At 60.9% G+C, this 23532-nt stretch carries 17 protein-coding genes and 1 pseudogene; 8 read left to right on the top strand and 10 right to left on the bottom strand.

Annotated elements, in window-relative coordinates:
• Positions 1-28: 28 nt before the first annotated feature.
• Together fadB and BM017_RS19530 are read right to left on the bottom strand one after the other, a co-directional pair.
• Positions 29-2176, bottom strand: coding sequence for a fatty acid oxidation complex subunit alpha FadB (gene fadB, locus BM017_RS19535; protein WP_034102543.1), 2148 nt, complete (start codon positions 2174-2176; stop codon positions 29-31).
• 448 nt (positions 2177-2624) lie between these two features.
• Positions 2625-3062, bottom strand: coding sequence for a hypothetical protein (locus BM017_RS19530; RefSeq protein WP_071489006.1), 438 nt, complete (start codon positions 3060-3062; stop codon positions 2625-2627).
• A gap of 106 nt (positions 3063-3168) precedes the next feature.
• Here BM017_RS19530 and BM017_RS19525 point away from each other — a divergent pair, with 106 nt between their 5' ends.
• On the top strand, positions 3169-3609 hold the full coding sequence (locus BM017_RS19525; RefSeq protein ID WP_092247369.1) for a universal stress protein: 441 nt from the start codon (positions 3169-3171) through the stop codon (positions 3607-3609).
• 105 nt (positions 3610-3714) lie between these two features.
• Here BM017_RS19525 and BM017_RS19520 read toward each other — a convergent pair whose 3' ends face one another.
• Positions 3715-5637 (bottom strand): ATP-binding cassette domain-containing protein, encoded by a 1923-nt coding sequence (locus BM017_RS19520; protein ID WP_092247366.1) that lies wholly within the window; start codon positions 5635-5637, stop codon positions 3715-3717.
• Between the two features lie 212 nt (positions 5638-5849).
• On the opposite strand from BM017_RS19520, the gene BM017_RS19515 reads away from it, so the two are divergent.
• A complete protein-coding gene (locus tag BM017_RS19515; RefSeq protein ID WP_092247363.1) occupies positions 5850-7778 on the top strand; it encodes a transglycosylase SLT domain-containing protein in 1929 nt (642 codons plus the stop codon).
• Positions 7779-7866: 88 nt separating this feature from the next.
• Here the strand turns inward: BM017_RS19515 and BM017_RS19510 are convergent.
• Both BM017_RS19510 and BM017_RS19505 read right to left on the bottom strand, forming a co-directional pair.
• Positions 7867-8631 (bottom strand): annotated as a pseudogene (locus tag BM017_RS19510) (Fic family protein); the annotation flags it as partial.
• Positions 8632-8694: 63 nt separating this feature from the next.
• The gene (locus BM017_RS19505) at positions 8695-10470 is read right to left on the bottom strand and encodes an ABC transporter transmembrane domain-containing protein (protein WP_170856101.1); all 1776 of its coding nucleotides are present in this window, start codon (positions 10468-10470) and stop codon (positions 8695-8697) included.
• A gap of 236 nt (positions 10471-10706) precedes the next feature.
• On the opposite strand from BM017_RS19505, the gene BM017_RS29170 reads away from it, so the two are divergent.
• The gene (locus BM017_RS29170) at positions 10707-10880 is read left to right on the top strand and encodes a PA1571 family protein (RefSeq protein WP_170856100.1); all 174 of its coding nucleotides are present in this window, start codon (positions 10707-10709) and stop codon (positions 10878-10880) included.
• A 54-nt stretch (positions 10881-10934) separates the two neighbouring features.
• Here BM017_RS29170 and pdxB read toward each other — a convergent pair whose 3' ends face one another.
• On the bottom strand, positions 10935-12077 hold the full coding sequence (gene pdxB, locus BM017_RS19500; RefSeq protein ID WP_092247357.1) for a 4-phosphoerythronate dehydrogenase PdxB: 1143 nt from the start codon (positions 12075-12077) through the stop codon (positions 10935-10937).
• Positions 12078-12216: 139 nt separating this feature from the next.
• On the opposite strand from pdxB, the gene BM017_RS19495 reads away from it, so the two are divergent.
• Complete coding sequence (locus BM017_RS19495) at positions 12217-13611, top strand: MATE family efflux transporter (RefSeq protein WP_092247354.1); 1395 nt, start codon at positions 12217-12219, stop codon at positions 13609-13611.
• On the opposite strand, the gene tusA is transcribed toward BM017_RS19495, so the two are convergent.
• The gene (tusA, locus tag BM017_RS19490; protein WP_058425075.1) at positions 13608-13853 is read right to left on the bottom strand and encodes a sulfurtransferase TusA; all 246 of its coding nucleotides are present in this window, start codon (positions 13851-13853) and stop codon (positions 13608-13610) included. The two genes, BM017_RS19495 and tusA, sit on opposite strands and share 4 nt — an antisense overlap.
• A 146-nt stretch (positions 13854-13999) precedes the next feature.
• On the bottom strand, positions 14000-15076 hold the full coding sequence (gene rlmM / locus BM017_RS19485; protein WP_071488999.1) for a 23S rRNA (cytidine(2498)-2'-O)-methyltransferase RlmM: 1077 nt from the start codon (positions 15074-15076) through the stop codon (positions 14000-14002).
• A 190-nt stretch (positions 15077-15266) separates the two neighbouring features.
• Here rlmM and acnA point away from each other — a divergent pair, with 190 nt between their 5' ends.
• The gene (gene acnA, locus BM017_RS19480) at positions 15267-18008 is read left to right on the top strand and encodes an aconitate hydratase AcnA (protein ID WP_092247351.1); all 2742 of its coding nucleotides are present in this window, start codon (positions 15267-15269) and stop codon (positions 18006-18008) included.
• Positions 18009-18140: 132 nt separating this feature from the next.
• Here acnA and BM017_RS19475 read toward each other — a convergent pair whose 3' ends face one another.
• Together BM017_RS19475 and cysK are read right to left on the bottom strand one after the other, a co-directional pair.
• Positions 18141-19079, bottom strand: coding sequence for an aspartyl/asparaginyl beta-hydroxylase domain-containing protein (locus tag BM017_RS19475; RefSeq protein WP_071488997.1), 939 nt, complete (start codon positions 19077-19079; stop codon positions 18141-18143).
• Positions 19080-19188: 109 nt separating this feature from the next.
• The gene (gene cysK, locus BM017_RS19470) at positions 19189-20163 is read right to left on the bottom strand and encodes a cysteine synthase A (RefSeq protein ID WP_071488996.1); all 975 of its coding nucleotides are present in this window, start codon (positions 20161-20163) and stop codon (positions 19189-19191) included.
• A gap of 126 nt (positions 20164-20289) precedes the next feature.
• Between cysK and BM017_RS19465 the strand changes: the two genes are divergently transcribed.
• From BM017_RS19465 to BM017_RS19455, 3 genes are all read left to right on the top strand, one after another.
• On the top strand, positions 20290-21366 hold the full coding sequence (locus tag BM017_RS19465) for a DUF748 domain-containing protein (protein WP_092247348.1): 1077 nt from the start codon (positions 20290-20292) through the stop codon (positions 21364-21366).
• A gap of 99 nt (positions 21367-21465) precedes the next feature.
• A complete protein-coding gene (locus BM017_RS19460) occupies positions 21466-22311 on the top strand; it encodes an AAA family ATPase (RefSeq protein WP_003189627.1) in 846 nt (281 codons plus the stop codon).
• Complete coding sequence (locus BM017_RS19455; protein WP_071488994.1) at positions 22311-23489, top strand: vWA domain-containing protein; 1179 nt, start codon at positions 22311-22313, stop codon at positions 23487-23489. Before BM017_RS19460 ends, BM017_RS19455 begins: the two co-directional genes overlap by 1 nt.
• Positions 23490-23532 lie beyond the last annotated feature (43 nt).

Here is a 23532-nt window from a genome sequence, read left to right as displayed (position 1 = left end):
AATATTCTCGCTCTAGTCGTCTGGGCGCTTAACCGAAGAAGCTCTGGCCGTTCTTGGCCATTTCACGCAGCTTCGCGGTCGGGTGGTACAGCGGGCCCAGATCAGCGTATTTGTCAGCCAGGGCAACGAACTCGGCCACACCGATGGAATCGATGTAGCGCAGTGCACCACCACGGAATGGAGGGAAACCAATACCGTACACCAGGCCCATATCGGCTTCGGCGGCGGTTTCTACGATACCGTCTTCCAGGCAACGCACGGTTTCCAGGCACAGGGCGATCATCATCCAGTTGATGATGTCTTCGTCGGACACCTCACGCTGCTCGTAGATGACCGGTGCCAGCACTTCGTGCACGGACGGGTCGGCCACTTTCTTCTGCTTGCCCTTCTTGTCCGCCTCGTAGGCGTAGAAGCCCTTGCCGTTCTTCTGGCCCAGGCGCTTGGCCTCGTATAGCGCGTCGATCGCCGAGCGGCGGTCGTCTTTCATGCGGTCCGGGAAGCCTTCAGCCATCACGTCGCGGCCGTGGTGGCCAGTGTCGATGCCGACCACGTCCATCAGGTACGCCGGGCCCATCGGCCAGCCGAATTTTTCCATGACCTTGTCGATGCGCACGAAGTCCACGCCAGCACTGACCAACTTGGCGAAACCACCGAAGTACGGGAACAGCACGCGGTTGACCAGGAAGCCCGGGCAGTCATTGACTACGATCGGGTTCTTGCCCATTTTCTTGGCGTAGGCAACGGTAGTGGCCACGGCCAGCTCGCTGGACTTCTCGCCACGGATCACTTCCACCAGCGGCATCATGTGCACCGGGTTGAAGAAGTGCATGCCGACGAAGTTTTCCGGACGCTTGAGGGCCTTGGCCAGCAGCGAGATGGAAATGGTCGAGGTGTTGGACGCCAGGATAGTGTCGTCTTTGACCTGGGCTTCCACTTCAGCCAGTACGGCTTGCTTGACCTTCGGGTTCTCGACCACCGCTTCGACCACCAGGTCGACATGGCCGAAATCACCGTAGGACAGCGTAGGACGAATGCCGTTGAGCACTTCAGCCATCTTCGCTGCGGTCATACGACCTTTGTCCACACGACCGACCAGCAGCTTGGCGGCTTCCGCCAGACCTTGTTCGATGCCGTGCTCGTTGATGTCTTTCATCAGGATCGGCGTGCCTTTGGACGCCGACTGATAGGCGATACCGCCGCCCATGATACCGGCGCCGAGTACGGCAGCCTGTTTCACGTCGCGGGCGATTTCGTCGTAGGCCTTGGCCTTCTTCTTCAGTTCCTGATCGTTCAGGAACAGGCCGATCAGGCTCTGGGCCGCCGAGGTCTTCGCCAGTTTGACGAAGCCCGCCGCTTCCACTTCCAGGGCCTTGTCGCGCCCGAAGTTCGCGGCTTTCTGGATGGTCTTGATCGCTTCAACCGGCGCTGGGTAGTTCGGGCCGGCCTGGCCAGCCACGAAACCCTTGGCGGTTTCGAACGACATCATCTGTTCGATGGCGTTGAGCTTGAGTTTTTCCAGTTTCGGCTGACGCTTGGCCTTGTAGTCAAACTCGCCGCTGATGGCGCCCTTGATCAGGTTCAGTGCGGCTTCGGCCAGCTTGTCCGGAGCGACAACTGCGTCGACGGCACCGACTTTCAGGGCGTCTTCAGCCTTGTTTTCCTTACCAGCGGCGATCCACTCGATGGCATTGTCGGCACCGATCAGGCGCGGCAAACGTACGGTGCCGCCAAAACCTGGGTAGATGCCCAGCTTGACTTCGGGCAGGCCGATCTTGGCAGTGGCGGACATGACGCGGAAGTCTGCCGCCAGGCACATTTCCAGGCCGCCGCCCAACGCGATGCCGTTGATGGCAGCGACGGTCGGTACGTTGAGGTCTTCGAAATCGCTGAAAATCTTGTTGGCTTCGAGGTTGCCAGCCACCAGCTCGGCATCGGGCAGCTTGAAGTTGTCGACGAATTCGGTGATGTCAGCGCCGACGATGAACACGTCCTTGCCGCTGGAAACGATCACGCCCTTGACCGAAGCATCTGCTTTGATGGTGTCTACGGCCTGACGCAATTCATTCAGGGTTAGACGGTTGAACTTGTTGACGGACTCACCCTTGAGGTCGAATTTCAGTTCGACGATGCCACTTTCAAGAGCCTTAACCGTGATGGCTTTACCTTCGTAAATCATCAACTGATCTCCACGATATGGAAGCTGAACAGTACACATTGGACGCTGGCCTATGGGTTGGACATTGATGAAATCGTCAATGTTCACGCCAATCCGCCAGGCACACCCGCCAATGCGATAGTCGGGATTCTGTATGAGTCGTCTGACAGACAAACGCTCAATTCATACGCCCGTTTGATTTGGGTACGCCACCTTCATCCAATTCCGGGCAATTGTCAATCGCTCCAAAGGCTAGGAAAAACGCGACTTTCCAGTCAGTTCAGAACCTCACGCCCACGCCCGCGCATTATCAATATCTGAATATTCACGAAATCAATAATAGAAAAGATGTGGGAAAAGGCTGTACAGAATGGGATATGCGGCTAGGCTAGCCGCAACCAACGATTTACCGGCCTGCCTGGCCAACTCCAGCCCGATGATGACTGTCGGGCTTTTTATTGCCTGCGATTCAGGCCAACGCCTTGAGCAGCGCATCGATATCCTTCAACACGCTCGCCTCGCCCTTCTCGCCCCAATACAAGGCGATCATCTGCTTGTCTGCCTCGACCTTGTAGACGTTGGCCGGCAGCGTCGCAAAATGCGGCAACAACTTTTCATCGACGCACACTTCGCGCCATTGATTGACCCACACACCTGGATCCAACTGCCAATAACACCATATCGCCGGCGTGCTGCCGCGTCGTGGCCGACAGTACTGCGCGCAAGGGCTCGGCGGCTCCTGCTTGAGCCAGTGCGGCCACTCCTGGGGCGCCAATTGCATGGCCAGGCCGATACGGCGCGCCTCCATGCGCAGGGCCATGCGCCCGCTCTGGTGGCGCGACGGGCGCAACCATGCCAGGGGGCTCAGCAGCACCACAAGGATTGACACCACTATCCAGACCGTCATATGTGTACTCCCGAATTTACAGATGAGCGGATTTGATCTGACGCAACCCCATCCGCTTGAAAGCAGCCATACTGAATCTATTGCAGTCCCCCTGGAGGAACGCCTCATGCCCTACCAACATATTCTGGTCGCTGTCGATCTGACCGAAGAGTGCGATCCAGTGATCAAGCGCGCGCAGGAATCTGCATTGGCCAATGGTGCGGTGCTGTCGCTGGTGCATATCGTCGAGCCCATGGCCATGGCCTTTGGCGGTGACGTTCCGATGGACCTTTCCCAGTTGCAGCAACAACAATTCGACCAGGCCAAGGAGCGTCTGGACCGCTTGATTCTCAAGTACCCGCACCTGAAAAAGGAAGACTGCCACCTGACCTACGGCCAACCGCGCCAGGAAATCCACCACCTGGCCAAGGAAAAAGGTTGTGATCTGATCGTGGTCGGCAGCCATGGCCGTCATGGGCTCGCATTGCTGCTAGGCTCCACGGCCAACGATGTACTGCATGGTGCGCCATGCGATGTGCTGGCGGTGAAGCTGCTCAAAAGCTCGTAAGACCAACAGGGGGTTTGCCCCCTGCCACATTTTGAATCGCATTTCATATGAAAAACCCGGTGTTCATCCAAATGAACACCGGGTTTTTCAATGCATTTGGATCAATCAGGCATCCAACTCAGCCCAACGCTCGACCAACACTTCCAGCTCCTGGTTCAGTTTCTCCAGGGAAGCGATGACCTCGGCGGTTTCCGCCGCCGGACGCAGGTAGAACCCCGCGTCAGCCATTTGCGCTTCTACCGCGGCAATCTGCTGTTCCTTGGCATCGATATCACCCGGCAAGGCTTCCAGCTCACGCTGCAGCTTGTAGCTGAGTTTCTTCCTGGTCGCCGGCGCAGCGTCCTGGGCCGGTGCAGCAGCAGCGACCACCGGGGTCACGACGGCGGAGTTCAAGTCGGCTTTGCCGGACTTGCTCTCGGTCACGCCCAGCAATCGCGGGGAACCGCCCTGGCGCAGCCAGTCCTGGTAACCACCGACGTATTCACGCACCTTGCCCTCACCTTCGAAGACCAAGGTGCTGGTAACCACGTTGTCGAGGAATGCCCGGTCGTGGCTCACCATCAGCACGGTGCCGTTGAAGGTCAGCAGCACTTCTTCCAACAGTTCGAGGGTTTCCACGTCGAGGTCGTTGGTCGGTTCGTCGAGGACCAGCAGGTTGGCCGGCTTGCTGAACAGCTTGGCCAGCAGCAGGCGCGCACGCTCACCACCGGACAAGGCTTTCACCGGGGTACGCGCACGCTGCGGGCTGAACAGGAAGTCGCCCAGGTAGCTGAGCACGTGACGGCTCTGGCCGTCGATATCGATAAAGTCGCGGCCTTCGGCGACGTTGTCGATCACGGTTTTTTCCAGGTCCAACTGATGGCGCAACTGGTCGAAGTAGGCCACGTCGATCCGCGTGCCCTCCTCCACTTTACCGCTGGTCGGCTGCAGGCCGTTGAGCATCAGCTTGAGCAAGGTGGTCTTGCCGGTGCCGTTGGCGCCCAGCAGGCCGATACGGTCACCGCGCTGCAGGACCATGGAGAAGTCCTTGATCAGGAACGGGCCGTCCGGGTGATGGAAGCTGACGTTCTCAAGCACCATCACCTGCTTGCCCGACTTGTCGGCGGTGTCCAGTTGGATATTGGCCTTGCCGGTACGCTCGCGACGCTCGCTGCGCTCAACACGCAGGGCTTTAAGGGCGCGTACGCGGCCTTCGTTACGGGTGCGGCGGGCCTTGATGCCCTGGCGGATCCAGACTTCTTCCTGGGCCAGTTTCTTGTCGAACAGCGCGTTGGCGGTTTCTTCGGCGGCCAGCGCGGCTTCCTTGTGCACCAGGAAGCTGGCGTAGTCGCCGTTCCAGTCGATCAGGCCGCCACGGTCCAGTTCCAGGATGCGCGTTGCCAGGTTCTGCAGGAAGGAACGGTCGTGCGTGATGAACAGCACGGCGCCCTGGAACTCCTTGAGGGCTTCTTCCAGCCAGGCAATCGCGCCGATGTCCAAATGGTTAGTCGGTTCGTCGAGCAGCAGCAGGTCCGGCTCGGACACCAACGCCTGGGCCAGCAGCACGCGACGACGCCAGCCGCCGGACAACTCGGCGAGGGTCTTGTCCGCCGGCAGTTGCAGGCGACTCAGGGTACTGTCGACCAATTGCTGCAAGCGCCAGCCATCACGAGCTTCCAGGTCTTGCTGGACGTGCATCAGCTTGTTCAGGTCATCTTCGGTGACACAGTTCTGTGCCAGGTGATGGTATTCGGCGAGCAGTGCGCCAACGCCGTCGAGGCCTTCGGCAACCACGTCGAACACTGTCCGTCCGTCGGCCACCGGCAATTCTTGCGGCAATTCGCCGATCTTGAGGCCCGGCGCGCGCCATACGGAGCCGTCATCGGGCTTCTGATCGCCCTTGACCAGCTTCATCATGCTGGATTTGCCGGTGCCGTTGCGGCCGATGATGCACACCCGCTCACCACGGGCGATCTGCCAGGACACCTTGTCCAACAACGGCATGGCGCCGAAAGCAAGGGACACATCGCTGAATTTGAGCAGGGTCATACGCTTCTCCAAAAACTGGGCGCGCATTCTACCTGAGTTAGGGGCTGAGGCGGCCGGGATTTTCTCAGTCGACATACTCTGAGAGACATTTCCGAGTAACTTGAACGAAGCGGCGGTCAAAGCTTTCATCGGCGTCAGGCAAAAGGCTAAGCTAGGGGCAATCAGTGTCGGCAGCGCCGGCACTTGTCCAGATTCCTCTGCACGGACGTCTCATGCGCAGTCGCCTTTTCAACTTTTTATCTTGTCTGCTTCTTTCCGCCACCGCCGTCCAATCCGCCCAGGCCGTGGACCTCACCACCCAACGTCAATATTACGATGAAGCCAAACGCGCCCTGGCCAAGGGCGATACAGGCCCGTACATGCAATACAGCCAGGCCTTGGCCGACTACCCGCTGACGCCCTACCTGGCCTACGACGAACTGACCGCTCGCCTGAAAACCGCGAGCAACCAGGAAATCGAGCAATTCCTCGCCAAAAACGGCGACCTGCCCCAGGCCAACTGGATGAAACTGCGCTGGTTGCGCTGGTTGGCCGAGCGCGGCGACTGGCAGACCTTTGAAAAGTACTACGACCCCAAGCTCAATTTCGTCGAACTGGACTGCCTGCACGGTCAGTACCAGCTCACCCATAATCTGAAGGCCGAAGGCTACAAGACCGCCGAAAAACTGTGGATGACCGGCAAGTCCCAACCGGCTGCCTGCGATGTCACCTTTGGCCAATGGGCGGCTGACGGCCAACTCACCGAACAGAAGATCTGGGACCGCGCCAAGCTCGCCGCAGAAGCACGCAACTACGCGCTGGCCAACAGCCTGGTAAAAACCCTGCGCACGCTCGGCCCTCAAGGCCGCCTGATGGTGGACGTGGCGCAAAAGCCCGACATGCTCAGTGACCCGTCGCGCTTCCTGCCGGCCACCGAGGCCATGTCTGACGCCGTGGGCCTGGGCCTGCGTCGCCTGGCACGCCAGGATCCGGACAAGGCCATGGCCCTGCTCGATGGCTACGCCAGCAGCATGCACTTCTCCCGTGACGAAAAAGTGTCGATCGCCCGGGAAATCGGTCTCACCCTGGCCAAGCGCTATGACCCACGCGCGCTGGAGGTGATGACCAAGTACGATCCCGAATTGCGCGACAACACTGTGTCCGAGTGGCGCCTGCGCCTGCTGCTGCGCCTGGCCCGCTGGGAAGACGCCTACCAGTTGACCCGCAAACTGCCACAAGACCTGGCCACCACCAACCGCTGGCGCTACTGGCAGGCCCGCAGCCTGGAACTGGCCGAGCCGAAGAACCCGCAAGCGCTGGTCCTGTACAAGCACCTGGCGCAGGAGCGTGACTTCTATGGGTTCCTGGCCGCTGATCGCTCCAAGGCGCCGTACCAGTTGAAGAACAAACCGTTGCTGATGAGCCAGGCGCTGGTCAACAAGGTGCGCAATACCCCGGGCGTGCGCCGTGCACTGGAGTTCTACGCACGTGGCCAGGTGGTGGATGGCCGCCGTGAGTGGTACCACGTCAGCCGTCACTTCAACCGTGACGAAATGGTCGCCCAGGCCAAGCTGGCCTATGACATGAAGTGGTACTTCCCGGCCATCCGCACCATCAGCCAGGCGCAGTACTGGGACGACCTGGACATCCGCTTCCCGATGGCCCACCGCGATACCCTGGTGCGTGAAGCCAAGGTGCGCGGCCTGCATTCCAGCTGGGTGTTCGCAATCACTCGCCAGGAAAGCGCCTTCATGGACGACGCCCGCTCCGGCGTCGGCGCCAGCGGCCTGATGCAACTGATGCCCGGCACCGCCAAGGAAACCGCACGCAAGTTCAGCATCCCCCTGGCCTCCCCGGCCCAGGTGCTGGACCCGGATAAAAACATCCAGCTCGGCGCCGCCTACCTGAGCCAGGTGCACAGCCAGTTCAACGGCAACCGCGTGCTCGCCTCCGCCGCCTACAACGCCGGACCGGGTCGCGTACGCCAGTGGCTGCGCGGCGCCGATCACCTGAGTTTCGATGTGTGGGTGGAGAGCATCCCGTTCGACGAAACCCGTCAGTATGTGCAGAACGTGCTGTCTTACTCGGTGATCTACGGGCAGAAGCTCAACTCACCGCAACCGCTGGTGGATTGGCATGAGCGGTACTTTGATGATCAGTAACAGGAGAAGCTTCAAGCGGTAAGATTGAAGTTTCGATAGAAATGCCCGCATTGAGAGATGCGGGCTTTTTTTATGGGGCGCCAGGACGTTCACTTTGCACAGCTTCGGCTAAAGCCAGGTTCAACGCCTGCAGCATGAACTCAACGAACGGGGTCGCTTCCGCTTGCTGGTCGGCTGCCGACAGCGCGGCGTAGTAAGCATCCTGTTGTTCCCGAATCACAGCTTCCACCGGCAGGTAAGCCAATACAGGACGCCACTGGCTAAGAATCAACGTTTGCCAGAGTCGTCCCATCCGCCCATTTCCGTCGGCAAATGGATGGATAAACTCGAATTCATAATGAAATACGCAACTGGCGATCAACGGGTGCCAATTGGAAACAGCCAGCCATTGCAGCAAATCGTCCACAAGATGTGTGACACGGCTGGCGGGCGGTGCCATATGAACCAATTGCTCACCACGATAGATGCCGACTCCTGACTGCCGGAATCGACCCGCATCATCGATCAATCCAAACATCAGCAATTCATGCGCCTTGAGCAAGTCAACTCGATCGCTCGGACTCCACTGCGTCATAGCCTCGTAAGTGGCAAATGCATTACGCACTTCCTGGATTTCCCGAGGCAGGCCCAACACTCGTTTACCTTCCAGAACGGCAGTCACTTGCTCGACGCTGAGAGTATTGTTCTCGATAGCCAATGAGGCCTGGATGGTGCGAATGCGATTGCCACGCCTGAGCTGAGGCGTTTGGCGATTATCATCACCGACTGAAAGTTGACCTATCTGCTCACTGATATCGGCTACCAGGGTGAGCATCTTTGTAGTCAGGGTCAACGGAGGTTGATAACGGCTCATGTCCTCATCCAGCTCAATCACGAAAAAACACATGATGCCTCAAGGGCGCCGCATTGCGCAGCTTCAATCAATTTCCACCCCATCATTGAACTGCAACGCCGCCAACCTTGCATACAACGCATTGCTCGCAATCAACTGCTGATGCGTCCCCACTGCCACCAGCTTGCCCTGGTCCATCACGGCAATGCGGTCGGCGTTCTTCACCGTGGCCAGTCGATGGGCGATCACGAGGGTGGTGCGCCCTTGCATCAGTTGCGGCAGCGCTTGCTGGATCAGGTGTTCACTCTGGGCATCGAGGGCGCTGGTGGCTTCGTCCAGCAGCAGGATCGGTGCGTCCACCAGCAAGGCGCGGGCGATGGCCAGGCGCTGGCGTTGACCGCCGGAGAGGCCCATGCCGCCGTCGCCCAGGTGGGTCTGGTAGCCGTCGGGCATTTGCAGGATGAAATCGTGGGCGTGGGCAATGCGCGCCGCCGCTTCGACCTGTTCCTGGGTGGCCGTCGGGTTGCCGTAGCGGATGTTCTCTTCGACGCTGCCAAAGAACAGCGCCGGGCTCTGGGACACCAAGGCGAAGTGGCGGCGCAGGTCCATGGGGTCGAGTTCGGTCAGCGGGTGGCCTTCAATCAGGATGCGGCCTTGCTGGGGGTCGTAGAAGCGCAACAGCAGGTCGAATATCGTCGATTTGCCCGCACCGGATGGGCCGACCAACGCCAGGGTTTCACCAGGATTGATGGTCAGGTTCAGGCCGTCGATGGCGTAGCTGTCCGGCCGTGAAGGGTAGGAAAAGCGCAGGTCCTGCAGTTCCATGCGCCCGCTGACCCGGGCCGGCAGTCGGACAGTACCGGCGACCGGCGCCTGGATGTCGTTGCTCGACTGCAGCAACTCGCCAATGCGCTCGGCGGCACCGGCGGCACGTTGCAGCTCGCCGAGCACCTCGCTGAGGGTGCCGACCGCACTGCCGACGATCAGGCTGTAGAACACAAACGCCGCCAGTTCACCGCCGGAAATGCGCCCGCTGATCACGTCCATGCCGCCGACCCACAACATCACGCCCACGGCACCGAGTACCAGCATGATCACCAGGGTAATCAGCCAGGCCCGCTGGGTGATGCGCTTGCGCGCGGTGGTGAAGGCGTCTTCCACGGTCACGGCGAAGCGCTGTTCGTCCTGCACCTGGTGGTTGTACGCCTGCACGGTCTTGATCTGGCCGAGGGTCTCGGACACATAGCTGCCCACATCGGCGATGCGGTCCTGGCTCTGACGCGACAGACTGCGCACCCGGCGGCCGAAGATCAGGATCGGCGCCAGCACCAGCGGCAGCGCCACCACCACGATGCTGGTGAGCTTGGGATTGGTGACAAACAGCAGCACGATACCGCCGATGACCATCAAGGCATTGCGCAGGAACAACGACAGCGAGGAACCGATCACCGATTGCAGCAGCGTGGTATCAGTGGTCAGCCGCGACTGGATTTCCGAACTGCGGTTGTTCTCATAGAAGCCCGGATGCAGGTAGATCAGGTGGTTGAACACCTGCCGGCGAATATCCGCGACCACCCGTTCGCCGATCCACGACACCAGGTAGAACCGCGCAAAGGTGCCGACCGCCAGGCCCAGCACCAGGATCATGAACAGCCCGATGGACTGATTGAGCAGGTGCGGTGACTGCGTCATGAACCCCTGGTCCACCAGCAGGCGGATGCCCTGCCCCATGGACAAGGTGATGCCAGCCGTGACGATCAGCGCCAACAGGGCGCCAAGCGCCTGCCAGCGGTAGGGCGCGATGAAGCGACTGGCCAGGCGAATGGCACGGCGTTGGCGGACTGAGAACATGGAGGGCATCACCGATAAGGAGTCTGTATACCTACATGGGGGGAACTTGGGCGAATAGCAATGAGTCAGGTTAATTATGCCCGCCGATGCTGATCCCTAGAGGCTATCGGTCTAACCCCCGGCTGGAAATATGTATCGGTTTCTGGTGGACTGGGTGTTCGAACCGCTGACCTGGCAGGGAGTTGTAACAGCCTGGTCACGCGCGGGTTTTAGAATAGGTACACAACCTGATGAGGAGACAGGCCATGACCTTGCAGAACAGCAGCGATGCCAAGATTGAAGTGATCCGCCAGCAGCAGCAGTTGCCTTGCTCGTACATCGATGCCCAGGGCCGCGAAGTGCAGATCACCGAAAAGATGATCCAGCAAGCGTGCAGCGAACTGGAACAGCGACTGGTCAAGCCTGCACAGCAAGGCTGAAGCGCCCACGCTCGTTCAAACCCGGCCCTGGTGGCCGGGTTTTTTATCGGGTATCTAAACCGCTACTGCGCCCAACGCGGACACGATGTTGGACAACACCGCCGACTCACCCTGGATGCGCACCTTCAAACCATCGATCTCGCGGCGCTCGGGGTAGTGCTTGCGCAGCAGGTCAAACGCCTTGCGCTGCTCGTCCACCGTTCCTACGAGGCTGCGGCGGAAATCCGCATCATCCCGGCGTGGGTCGTACACGCTGCGGCACAGGGTCGCCAGTGCCCACGCGGGGTCGGTGGAAGCATTCAACTGCACCTCGGCCAACCACGGTGGCGGCAGCAGGTCACTCAAGTGAATGCTCGGTTCCTGGCCCAGGTGCGCGCAGAACGCCTGATAGATCTGCGCCGTGCCGCGCTGCTTGCCGTCCAGGCTGTAGCCGGCGATATGCGGCGTGGCCAATACACACAGGTCAGCCAGGTCGACGTCCACCTGCGGCTCGCCCTCCCACACATCCAGCACCGCTTGCAGGTCTTCGCGGTCCAGCAGCACTTCGCGCAGGGCGGCATTGTCGACCACCGGGCCACGGCTGGCGTTGATCAGCCAGGTGCCAGGCTTGAGCTGCTCAAGACGCTGGCGGTCGAACAGGTGCCAGGTGGAGCCGTTGCCGGACTTGGTCAGCGGGGTGTGCAGGCTGATCACGTCGCATTGCTCGATGATCTGCGCCAGGCTGACGTAATCGCCGTCTTCGGCGATTTGCCGGGGCGGGTCGCAGACCAGCACGTTCCAGCCCAGGGCCTTGAGTACCTTGACCAGTCGCCCGCCGACTTCACCGGCACCCACTACGCCATAGGTGCGCTGGTTGAGGTCAGCGCCCTCGATCTCGGCCAGGGTCTGCAGGCTGCCCAGCACATAGTCCACCACACCGCGGGCGTTACAGCCGGGGGCGCTGGACCATTGGATGCCGGCCTGCTGGAAGTAGTCGAGGTCCAGATGATCGGTGCCGATGGTGCAAGTGCCGACAAAGCGCACGTTGGTGCCATCGAGCAAGGCACGGTTGACGTTGGTCACCGAGCGCACCAACAACACGTCGGCCTGCTCTACCGTCGCACGGTCGATGGAACGGCCAGGCACACGGCGAATCTCGCCGAAACCCTGGAAGAAGGCATCGAGCAGCGGAATATTTTCGTCGGCAACAATCAGCATGGCAGGCTCCTTAGGCGGACCCGCAGTGTACAGGGATCGCAGCCCTCGCTTACAAATCGCTAACACAGGTTTTTTCCTGACCGATGCGTCAGCGCGTAGAATCCGCCGTCCTGCGCTTGCTTCGACTGGACACCTGCACGTGAACACTGCCGCCGCCCCCCTTACCCGCCCCGCCCGCATCCGCCGGGAAGTGCGCAGCCTGCTGACGCTCGCCCTGCCGATCATGATCGGCCAACTGGCCACCACGGCGATGAGCTTTGTCGATGCAGTGATGGCCGGACGCGTCAGCCCCCAAGACCTGGCGGCGGTGGGCCTGGGCAACTCGATCTGGATTCCGGTGTACCTCTTGATGACCGGCACACTGCTGGCCACCACGCCCAAAGTCGCCCAGCGCTACGGTGCCGGGCAGTTCAGCGAGATCGGCCCGCTGGTGCGCCAATCACTGTGGCTGGCGCTGGTGGTGGGTATCACGGCAGCGCTGTTGCTGCTCTGCGCCGAGCCCATCCTGCATGCCATGAAAGTCGAACCCGACCTGATCAAACCGTCCATGGGCTACCTGCACGGCATCGCTGCGGGCATGCCGGCCATCGCGTTCTACTACGTATTGCGCTGCTTCAGTGATGGCCTGGGCCGCACCCGGCCCAGCATGGTCATGGGCCTGTGTGGTTTGGCGCTGAACATTCCACTGAACTACATCTTCATCTACGGCCACCTGGGCGTACCGGCCATGGGCGGCGTGGGCTGCGGCTGGGCCACGGCCATTGCGATGTGGGTGATGATGCTCGGCCTGGCCGGATGGACCCGCTGGGGACCGGCCTACCAGAGCAGCGAACTGTTCAAGCGTTTCGACTGGCCGCAGTGGGCGGTGATCAAGCGCGTGCTTGGGATTGGCTTGCCGATTGGCATCGCGATCTTTGCCGAATCGAGCATTTTTGCGGTCATCGCCCTGCTGATCGGCAGCCTCGGCGCCACGGTGGTCTCGGGCCATCAGATCGCGCTGAACGTCAGCTCGCTGGTGTTCATGATTCCCTACTCCCTGAGCATGGCCGTGACAGTGCGTGTCGGCCAGGCCCTGGGCCGTGGGGAACCGCGTGAAGCGCGTTTTGCCGCAGGGGTCGGCATGGGCACGGCGCTGGCCTACGCCTGCCTGTCCTGCAGCCTGATGTTGCTGCTTCGCGAACAGATTGCCGCGATCTACACCCCGGACCCGATCGTCATCCACCTGGCCTCCACGCTGATCGTGTTTTCAGCGCTGTTCCAATTCAGTGATTCGATCCAGGTCACTGCTGCCGGTGCCTTGCGTGGCTACCAGGACACCCGTGTCACCATGGTGCTGACCTTGTTCGCCTACTGGGGGGTGGGCCTGCCGGTGGGTTACGCCCTGGGCCTGACCGACTGGCTCGGCGAACCGAGTGGCCCGAGCGGCTTGTGGCAGGGGCTGATCGTGGGCCTGAGCTGCGCGGCGGGGATGCTGCTGGTGCGCCTGGCGCGCAGTGCACGCCGGCGCATCCGCGCAGAAAAAGCGCAGGGTTAAGCAGACTTCTTGCGGATCCAGTACAGGTACGTACCCGCCTGTTCCTGCTGATCCACCAGTTCGTGGTCCAGGAACACGCAGAACTTGGGGATATCGCGACGCGTGGACGGGTCGGTCGCGATCACCTTGAGCAGGCCGCCGGGCGGCAGGTCGCGGATATGCTGGTGCAGCATCATCACCGGCTCCGGGCAGTTGAGGCCGGTGGCGTCGAGGGTGGCATCGACGGGCAAATCGAGGTTCATACATCACTCCTGAAACGGATGCCGCTCCAAAGGTGGGAGCGGGCTTGCCCGCGAAGACACGGGCACATTCAACATTAGTTTCGACTGTTATACCGCTTTCGCGGGCAAGCCCGCTCCCACAGGGGTCCTGTGGTGATTTCAACTGTTCAGCGAGCCTTGGGTTTCTTCGCTGTTTCCAATCGACGCAAATGGCAGGTCACTTCCTCACGGTCGTGGTACAGCTGCTTGCAGCCGATCTCCACGCGAATGCCACGCGCCTTGAAGCCGTCCTCGATGCGCTCCAGCAAACGCTTCACTTCGGCGTAGCGCTGCTTCATCGGCAACTTCAGGTTGACCACCGCCTCGCGGCAATGCCCTTCGCCGATCCAGGTTTCCAGCAGCGCGGCATTACGCGCCGGCTTCTCGACGATGTCGCAGACCATCCAGTCCACCGGCTGTTTGGGCACGAAGGTGAAGCCGTCGGCCATCAGGTGCTGGACCAGGCCGGTGTCCATCAGGCTTTCGGCCATGGGGCCGTTGTCGATGGCGGTCACCAGCATGCCGCGGTTGACCAGTTGCCAGGTCCAGCCGCCTGGCGCCGCGCCGAGGTCGACACCGGTCATGTCGCCGTGCAGGCGCTCGTCCCACTGGTCGCGGGGGATGAAGTGGTGCCAGGCCTCTTCCAGCTTCAGGGTCGAGCGGCTGGGCGCCTCGCGGGGGAACTTGAGGCGCGGGATGCCCATCGGCCACATCGCCGAGTTATTCGACTCGGCCAGGCCCATGAACACTTCGCGGCCGCTCTTGAAGGTCAGTAGCAGGCGCGGTTTGCTCGGGTCGTCCACCAGCTTGCCAGCGTTGAGCAACGCCTTGCGCAAGTGCACTTCGAATTTCTTGCAGAAGTTCGACAGCTCCTTGCCGTCGTTGGTATCGACCATCTCCAGCCACAGGCTGCCGCACACCGGGAAGTCGCGCAGGTGGGCGAGGATCACGCTGATGCGGTCGGTTTCCGGCAGGTCGATGAATACCCCGCGCGCCCACTGCCTGGGGAAGATCAGCTCGGCAAAGCGCTGGCCGTGCATCAAGCGCTGGGCGCCGTCTTCTTCGGTGCAGACGAATTCGGCGCAGGCGCTGCCGGTCTTGGCCTTGGCGTAGCCGGAAACGTTCAGGCGCGCGGCGTGTTCCGCGATCTCGGAACAGACTTCGCCTTCAAAACCCGGGCGGCAGTGCATAAAAAGGGTGTTCATTGAATCTCCTGGCAACTGGCTTGCGCTATCGCAATACCTGTCATGAAAACCCGCGCATGATAACGGAGTTCGGAACCTTGGACTTAACGATAGAGTCCAGTTATTAGCCTGCTAATGAAAACAGGGCTAAGTTGATAGCTCTGTTCGTCCCGTCGGGTCCGTAGCCGTGCGGACCATAAGGAGTTGTGTCATGTCATCGCTTGATAGCCTGAGAACCCTTAAAACACTGCAAATCGACAACAAGACCTATCACTACTTCAGTTTGCCCGAGGCCGCCAAGAGCCTGGGTGACCTCGACAAGCTGCCGATGTCGCTCAAGGTGCTGCTGGAAAACCTGCTGCGCTGGGAAGACGACAAGACCGTCACCGGCGCCGACCTCAAGGCCATTGCCGCGTGGCTCAAGGAACGCCAGTCCGACCGCGAGATCCAGTACCGCCCGGCCCGGGTATTGATGCAAGACTTCACCGGCGTACCCGCCGTGGTCGACCTGGCCGCCATGCGCGCCGCCGTGGCCAAGGCCGGGGGCGACCCGCAGCGCATCAACCCGCTGTCCCCGGTGGACCTGGTGATCGACCACTCGGTGATGGTCGACAAGTTCGGCAGCACCAGTGCCTTTGAGCAGAACGTCGACATCGAGATGCAGCGCAACGGCGAACGCTACGCCTTCCTGCGCTGGGGCCAGAGCGCATTCGACAACTTCAGCGTGGTGCCGCCGGGCACCGGCATCTGCCACCAGGTCAACCTCGAATACCTGGGCCGCACGGTGTGGACCAAAGACGAAAACGGCCGCACCTATGCCTTCCCGGACACCCTGGTCGGCACCGACTCCCACACCACCATGATCAACGGCCTTGGCGTACTCGGCTGGGGCGTGGGCGGGATCGAGGCGGAAGCGGCGATGCTCGGCCAACCGGTGTCGATGCTGATCCCGGAAGTGATCGGCTTCAAGCTCACCGGCAAATTGAAGGAAGGCATCACCGCCACCGACCTGGTGCTGACCGTGACCCAGATGCTGCGCAAAAAGGGCGTGGTGGGCAAGTTCGTCGAGTTCTACGGCGACGGCCTGGCCGACCTGCCGTTGGCCGACCGCGCCACCATCGCCAACATGGCCCCGGAATACGGCGCCACCTGCGGCTTTTTCCCGGTGGATGAGGTGACACTGGACTACCTGCGCCTGTCCGGGCGCCCGACAGAAACCGTGAAGTTGGTCGAGGCGTACACCAAAGCCCAGGGCCTGTGGCGCAACGCCGGCCAGGAACCGGTATTCACCGACAGCCTGGCCCTCGACATGGGCAGCGTCGAAGCCAGCCTGGCCGGGCCGAAGCGCCCACAGGACCGCGTAGCCCTGCCGAATGTGGGCCAGGCCTTCAGCGACTTCCTCGACCTGCAATTCAAACCCACTACCAAGGAAGAAGGTCGCCTGGAAAGCGAAGGCGGCGGCGGCGTGGCCGTGGGTAATGCCGACCTGGAGGGAGAAGCCGACTACGAATACGAGGGCCAGACCTATCGCCTGAAAAACGGCGCGGTGGTGATCGCCGCGATCACCTCCTGCACCAACACCTCCAACCCCAGCGTGATGATGGCCGCCGGGCTGGTGGCGAAAAAGGCCGTGGAAAAGGGCCTGACCCGCAAGCCCTGGGTGAAAACCTCGCTGGCCCCCGGCTCCAAGGTGGTCACCGACTACTACAAGGCCGCCGGCCTGACCCAGTACCTGGACAAGCTCGGCTTCGACCTGGTCGGCTATGGCTGCACCACCTGCATCGGCAACTCCGGACCATTACCGGAGCCGATTGAAAAAGCCATCCAGAAGGCGGACCTCGCGGTGGCATCGGTGCTGTCCGGCAACCGCAACTTCGAGGGCCGGGTGCACCCACTGGTGAAAACCAACTGGTTGGCGTCGCCACCACTGGTCGTCGCTTATGCCCTGGCCGGCACCGTGCGCATCGATATCAGCAGCGAACCGCTGGGTAACGACCAGCAAGGCAACCCGGTGTACCTCAAGGACATCTGGCCGAGCAGCAAAGAAATCGCCGACGCCGTGGCCCAGGTCAGCACCGGCATGTTCCACAAGGAATACGCCGAGGTGTTTGCCGGTGACGCGCAATGGCAAGCGATTGAAGTGCCACAGGCCGCCACCTACGTGTGGCAGAAGGACTCCACCTACATCCAGCATCCGCCGTTCTTCGATGATATTGCCGGCCCCCTGCCGGTGATCAAAGACGTCAAGGGCGCCAACGTGCTGGCCCTGTTGGGCGATTCGGTGACCACCGACCACATCTCCCCCGCCGGCAATATCAAGACCGACAGCCCCGCCGGCCGTTACCTGCGCGAACAAGGCGTTGAGCCTCGCGACTTCAACTCCTACGGCTCACGCCGTGGCAACCATGAAGTGATGATGCGCGGCACCTTTGCCAACATCCGTATCCGCAATGAAATGCTCGGCGGTGAGGAAGGCGGCAATACGCTGTACATCCCAACCGGCGAGAAAATGCCGATCTACGACGCCTCGATGAAATACCAGGCGTCGGGCACGCCGCTGGTGGTGATCGCCGGCCAGGAATACGGCACCGGCTCCAGCCGCGACTGGGCGGCCAAGGGCACCAACCTGCTGGGGGTGAAGGCGGTGATCGCCGAGAGTTTCGAGCGTATCCACCGCTCCAACCTGGTGGGCATGGGCGTGCTGCCATTGCAGTTCAAGCTGGACCAGAACCGCAAGTCGCTCAAGCTGACCGGCAAGGAGAAAATCGACATTCTCGGGCTGAGCGATGTGGAGATCGTGCCGCGCATGAACCTGACGCTGGTGATTACGCGGGAGGATGGCAGTACGGAGAAGGTTGAAGTGTTGTGCCGGATCGATACGTTGAATGAAGTGGAGTACTTCAAGTCGGGCGGCATCCTGCACTATGTGCTGCGCCAGTTGATCGCCAGCTAAAGATCAAAGGTGATCAAATGTGGGAGGGGGCTTGCCCCCGATGGCAGTGTGTCAGGCTAAGCATTTTTGCCTGATCCACCGCTATCGGGGGCAAGCCCCCTCCCACATTTCGACCACGTTTAACGTTTCAAATCAGCCGAACAACCACTTCCACAGCAGCACCAGCACGACTACAGCCAACACCGGCCGCGCAATGCGGTAAGCCTTCGGATGCTTGCGCTTCCACTGCTTGACCACGCCGCTGAACTTGTCGCTGAAGGTCTTGCTCCAGGCATACGCCTGGTTGATCCCACCCACGCGCTCGTCATCCAGGTTCTGCGGCGCAGTCGCGCGGCCCAACTGCTTGCTGACCCAGCGATTGACCCGGGTCATCAGGCGGTTACTCAGCGGTCGCTCGATGTCGCAGAACAGGATCACGCGGGTCTGTTCGGTTTCGTTCTTGACCCAGTGCACGTAGGTCTCGTCGAACATCACATCTTCACCGTCGCGCCAGGCATAGACCTGGCCGTCGACGAAGATGCGGCAGTCGTCGGAGTTCGGCGTGGACAGGCCCAGGTGGTAACGCAGGGAACCGGCAAACGGGTCGCGGTGCGGGTTGAGGTGGCTGCCGCCCGGCAACAGCGCGAACATCGCGCCTTTCACATTGGGAATGCTGCTCACCAAGGCCACGGTTCTGGGGCACAGCGCCTCGGCCGATGGCAGGGGTTTGTCGTACCACTTGAGGTAGAAACGCTTCCAGCCCTTCTTGAAAAACGAGCCAAAACCGGCGTCGTTGTTCTTTTCGGCGGCGCGGATGTAGCCCTCGTCGAACAGGTGCATGGCCTCTTCGCGAATCACTTCCCAGTTGTCCTTGAGCACGTCCAGTTCCGGGAACTTGCTGCGATCCAGGTACGGCTTGGACGGCACGGCCGAAAACAGATACATCAGGGCGTTATAGGGGGCGAACAGCGCCGAATGGTTGACGAACTGGCGCAACATCGGCAAACGCGCCTTGCCGCGCAGGTGCACATACAGCGTGCTGCCGATAAACAACGCCAGCACCGACAGCTTGGCGGCCAAAGAAAAGGTCATGCAGCAACTCCTGGAAATAAGCGCCTGGCCAACAGCAGACGTAGCAGCCGGCCATGATAAACAGTTGGGCCAGTATGCAGAAGGCCTAAGGTATTGGCGCTGACATACATCAAGCCTGGTTTTCCTGCTCGGTAAACAAATCGCTGAACAGCATGCTCGACAGGTAACGCTCACCGGAGTCCGGCAGGATCACCACGATGGTCTTGCCCTGCATTTCCGGCTTCTCGGCCAGGCGCACGGCCACGGCCATCGCCGCGCCGCAGGAGATACCGCACAGAATCCCCTCTTCCTGCATCAGGCGCAGGGCCATGGCCTTGGATTCGTCGTCGGTCACCAGCTCCACACGGTCAACCATCGACAGGTCAAGGTTCTTCGGCACAAACCCGGCGCCGATGCCCTGGATCTTGTGCGGGCTGGGCTTGATCTCTTCACCGGCCAGGGCCTGGGTGATCACCGGGGAGACCATCGGCTCGACCGCCACCGACAGGATCGGCTTGCCCGCGATGTTCTTGATATAGCGCGACACCCCGGTGATGGTGCCACCGGTGCCCACGCCCGCCACCAGCACGTCCACGGCGCCATCGGTGTCATTCCAGATTTCCGGACCGGTGGTTTTCTCGTGGATCGCCGGATTCGCCGGGTTTTCGAACTGAGCCGGCATAAAGTAGGTGGCCGGATCGCTGGCGACGATTTCGCCGGCCTTTTCGATTGCACCCTTCATGCCCTTGGCCGGCTCGGTCAGCACCAATTCAGCGCCGAGGGCCTTGAGTACCTTGCGACGCTCGATGCTCATGGATGCCGGCATGGTCAGCAGCAACTTGTAGCCACGGGCAGCGGCGACAAATGCCAGGCCGATGCCAGTGTTGCCGGAGGTAGGTTCGACGATGGTCATGCCCGGCTTGAGTTTGCCGGTGCTTTCGGCGTCCCAGATCATGTTGGCGCCAATGCGGCACTTCACCGAGTAGCCCGGGTTACGTCCTTCGATCTTGGCCAGGATGGTCACGCCACGCGGTGCGATCCGGTTGATCTGCACCAGGGGCGTATTACCGATGGAGTGCGCGTTGTCTGCAAAGATGCGGCTCATGACGGGTCCTATTGGCGGTATTCAGGAAGGCAACAAGGGTATGCCTCGTGCTGCAAAGCGTCCAGTCGGAGGAACGTTGCGCCCATCGCAAGAGTCCATCCCCTATACGGACAGAGGACCCCTCTCATGAAACGTCGCTACAGCTGGCCACTATGGACCGTTGCCGGAGTACTGGTGGTACTGGTCGCCTTGAGCATTGCCCTGCCCTATCTGGTGCGCAACTACCTGAATGACAAGCTCGCTGACATGGGCGACTATCGCGGCCACGTCACCGACGTCGACCTGGCCCTGTGGCGTGGCGCCTACAAGATCAACGGTTTGGAAATCATCAAGGTCGACGGCAAGGTGCCGGTACCGTTCGTCAAGGCGCCGCTGATCGACCTGGCAGTGAGCTGGCACTCGTTGTGGTACGACCATGCGGTAGTGGCCAAGGTGCTGTTCATCAACCCTGAGGTGAACTTCGTCGACGGCGGCGCCAACCAGCAGGCCTCCCAGACCGGTAAAGGCACTGACTGGCGCGAGCAGTTGAGCAAGCTGGCGCCCATCACCCTCGATGAAGTGCGCATCGAAGAGGGCAAGATTGCCTTCCACAACTTCAGCTCCAAACCACCGGTCAATCTCAATGCAACGTCGGTCAACGCCAGCTTCTATAACCTGACCAATGTGGTCGACGTCAAGGGCAAGCGCGATGCCCGCTTCGACGGCAAGGCCCTGCTCCAGGGCCAGGCGCCGCTGGAAGCCAGCGCCACCTTCGACCCGCTGAGCAACTTTGAAAACTTCGAATTCCGCTTCCGCGCCAAGGACCTGCAGCTCAAGCGCATGAATGACTTCGCTTCGGCCTATGGCAAGTTCGACTTCAAGGCCGGCACCGGTGATGTGGTGATCGAAGCCCAGGCGGAAAACGGCCAGTTGACCGGCTATATCAAGCCGCTGCTGCGCGATGTCGAAGTGTTCGACTGGCAGCAGGACGTGGAAAACAAAGACAAGAACATCTTCCGCTCGATCTGGGAAGCCGTGGTCGGCGCCAGCGAAACCGTGCTGAAAAACCAGCACAAAAACCAGTTTGCTACCCGTGTCGAACTCAGTGGCAGCGTGCACCAGCAGAATGTCAGCGCGTTCTCGGCGTTTTTGGCGATTTTGCGCAATGGGTTTATCCAGGCGTTCAATGCGCGGTATGAACAGCCCAAACCTTCGGCGGATTGAATGTGACCGGTCATTCAGAGACTGAATATTCCACCTGCGTTCACAGTCGCCGGGGCTGCGCGGTATAGTCCCGGCATTGATGAATGCGAGGAAGCACCGATGAAGTTCGAAGGCACCCAGGCCTATGTGGCTACCGATGACCTGAAACTGGCCGTCAACGCCGCCATCACCCTGGAACGGCCGCTGCTGGTCAAGGGCGAACCGGGCACCGGCAAGACCATGCTCGCCGAGCAACTGGCCGAGTCCTTCGGTGCCAGGCTGATTACCTGGCACATCAAGTCCACCACCAAGGCCCACCAGGGCCTGTACGAGTACGACGCGGTGAGCCGCCTGCGCGACTCGCAACTGGGCGTGGACAAGGTGCACGACGTGCGCAACTACCTGAAGAAGGGCAAGCTCTGGGAGGCCTTCGAGTCCGAAGAACGAGTGATCCTGCTGATCGACGAAATCGACAAGGCCGACATCGAGTTCCCCAACGACCTGCTGCAAGAACTCGACAAGATGGAGTTCTACGTCTACGAAATCGACGAGACCATCAAGGCCAAGAAACGCCCGATCATCATCATTACCTCCAACAACGAAAAAGAACTGCCGGACGCGTTCCTGCGCCGCTGCTTCTTCCACTACATCGCCTTCCCCGACCGCACTACCCTGCAGAAGATCGTGGATGTGCACTACCCGGACATCAAGAAAGACCTGGTCAGCGAAGCGCTCGACGTGTTCTTCGACGTGCGCAAAGTGCCCGGCCTGAAGAAAAAGCCCTCCACCTCCGAACTGGTCGACTGGCTCAAGCTGCTGATGGCCGACAACATCGGCGAAGCGGTGCTGCGCGAGCGCGACCCGACCAAGGCCATCCCGCCGCTGGCCGGTGCGTTAGTGAAGAACGAGCAAGACGTGCAGTTGCTGGAACGTCTGGCGTTCATGAGCCGTCGCGGTAATCGCTGATGTTGCTCAACCTGTTCAACGAGATGCGCGCCGCCAAGGTGCCGGTGTCGGTGCGCGAGCTGCTTGACCTTATCAATGCGCTGAAGCAGCGCGTGACCTTTGCCGACATGGACGAGTTCTACTACCTGGCCCGGGCGATCCTGGTCAAGGATGAACGGCATTTCGACAAGTTCGACCGGGCCTTCGGTGCCTATTTCAACGGCCTGGAAAAGCTCGACGACCACCTGCAGGCGTTGATCCCCGAAGAGTGGCTGCGCAAGGAGTTCGAACGCTCGCTGACCGATGAGGAACGTGCGCAGATCCAGTCCCTCGGCGGCCTCGACAAGCTGATCGAGGAATTCAAGAAGCGCCTGGAAGAACAGAAAGAGCGCCATGCCGGCGGCAACAAGTGGATCGGCACCGGTGGCACCAGCCCGTTTGGCTCCGGCGGCTACAACCCGGAAGGCATTCGCGTCGGCGATGCCGGCAAGCGCCAGGGCAAGGCCGTCAAGGTGTGGGACCAGCGCGAGTACAAGAACCTCGATGACCAAGTGGAACTGGGCACGCGCAACATCAAGGTCGCCCTGCGCCGCCTTCGCAAATTTGCGCGCCAGGGCGCGGCGGAAGAGCTGGATATCGACGGCACCATCGACCACACCGCCCGCGACGCCGGCTTGCTGAATATCCAGATGCGCCCGGAGCGGCGCAACACCATCAAGCTGCTGTTGCTGTTCGATATCGGCGGTTCGATGGACGCCCATGTGAAGATCTGCGAAGAACTGTTCTCTGCGTGCAAGACCGAGTTCAAGCACCTGGAGTACTTCTACTTCCACAACTTCGTGTACGAATCAGTGTGGAAGAACAACCAACGCCGCACCTCGGAACGCACCTCGACCCAGGACCTGCTGCACAAATACGGCGCGGATTACAAAGTGATCTTTATCGGCGATGCCTCGATGGCACCGTATGAGATCACCCAGGCCGGCGGCAGCGTCGAGCATTGGAACGAGGAGCCTGGGTATGTGTGGATGCAGCGCTTCATGGCCAAGTACAAGAAGCTGATCTGGATCAACCCGTATCCCAAGGACACTTGGGGGTATACGGCGTCGACGGGGATTGTGCGGGAGTTGGTGGAGGATCAGATGTATCCGCTGACACTGCGCGGGCTTGAGGAAGGCATGCGCTTTCTCTCCAAATAAACGCCCCCCCCATACTGTAGGAGATCCAATGTGGGAGGGGGCA

Source organism: Pseudomonas sp. NFPP04 (assembly GCF_900113815.1).
In the GTDB taxonomy this organism is placed as follows: Bacteria; Pseudomonadota; Gammaproteobacteria; order Pseudomonadales; family Pseudomonadaceae; genus Aquipseudomonas; species Aquipseudomonas extremorientalis.
Note: the sequence above shows the minus strand (reverse complement) of the source record. Positions and strands in the feature narration are given on the sequence as shown.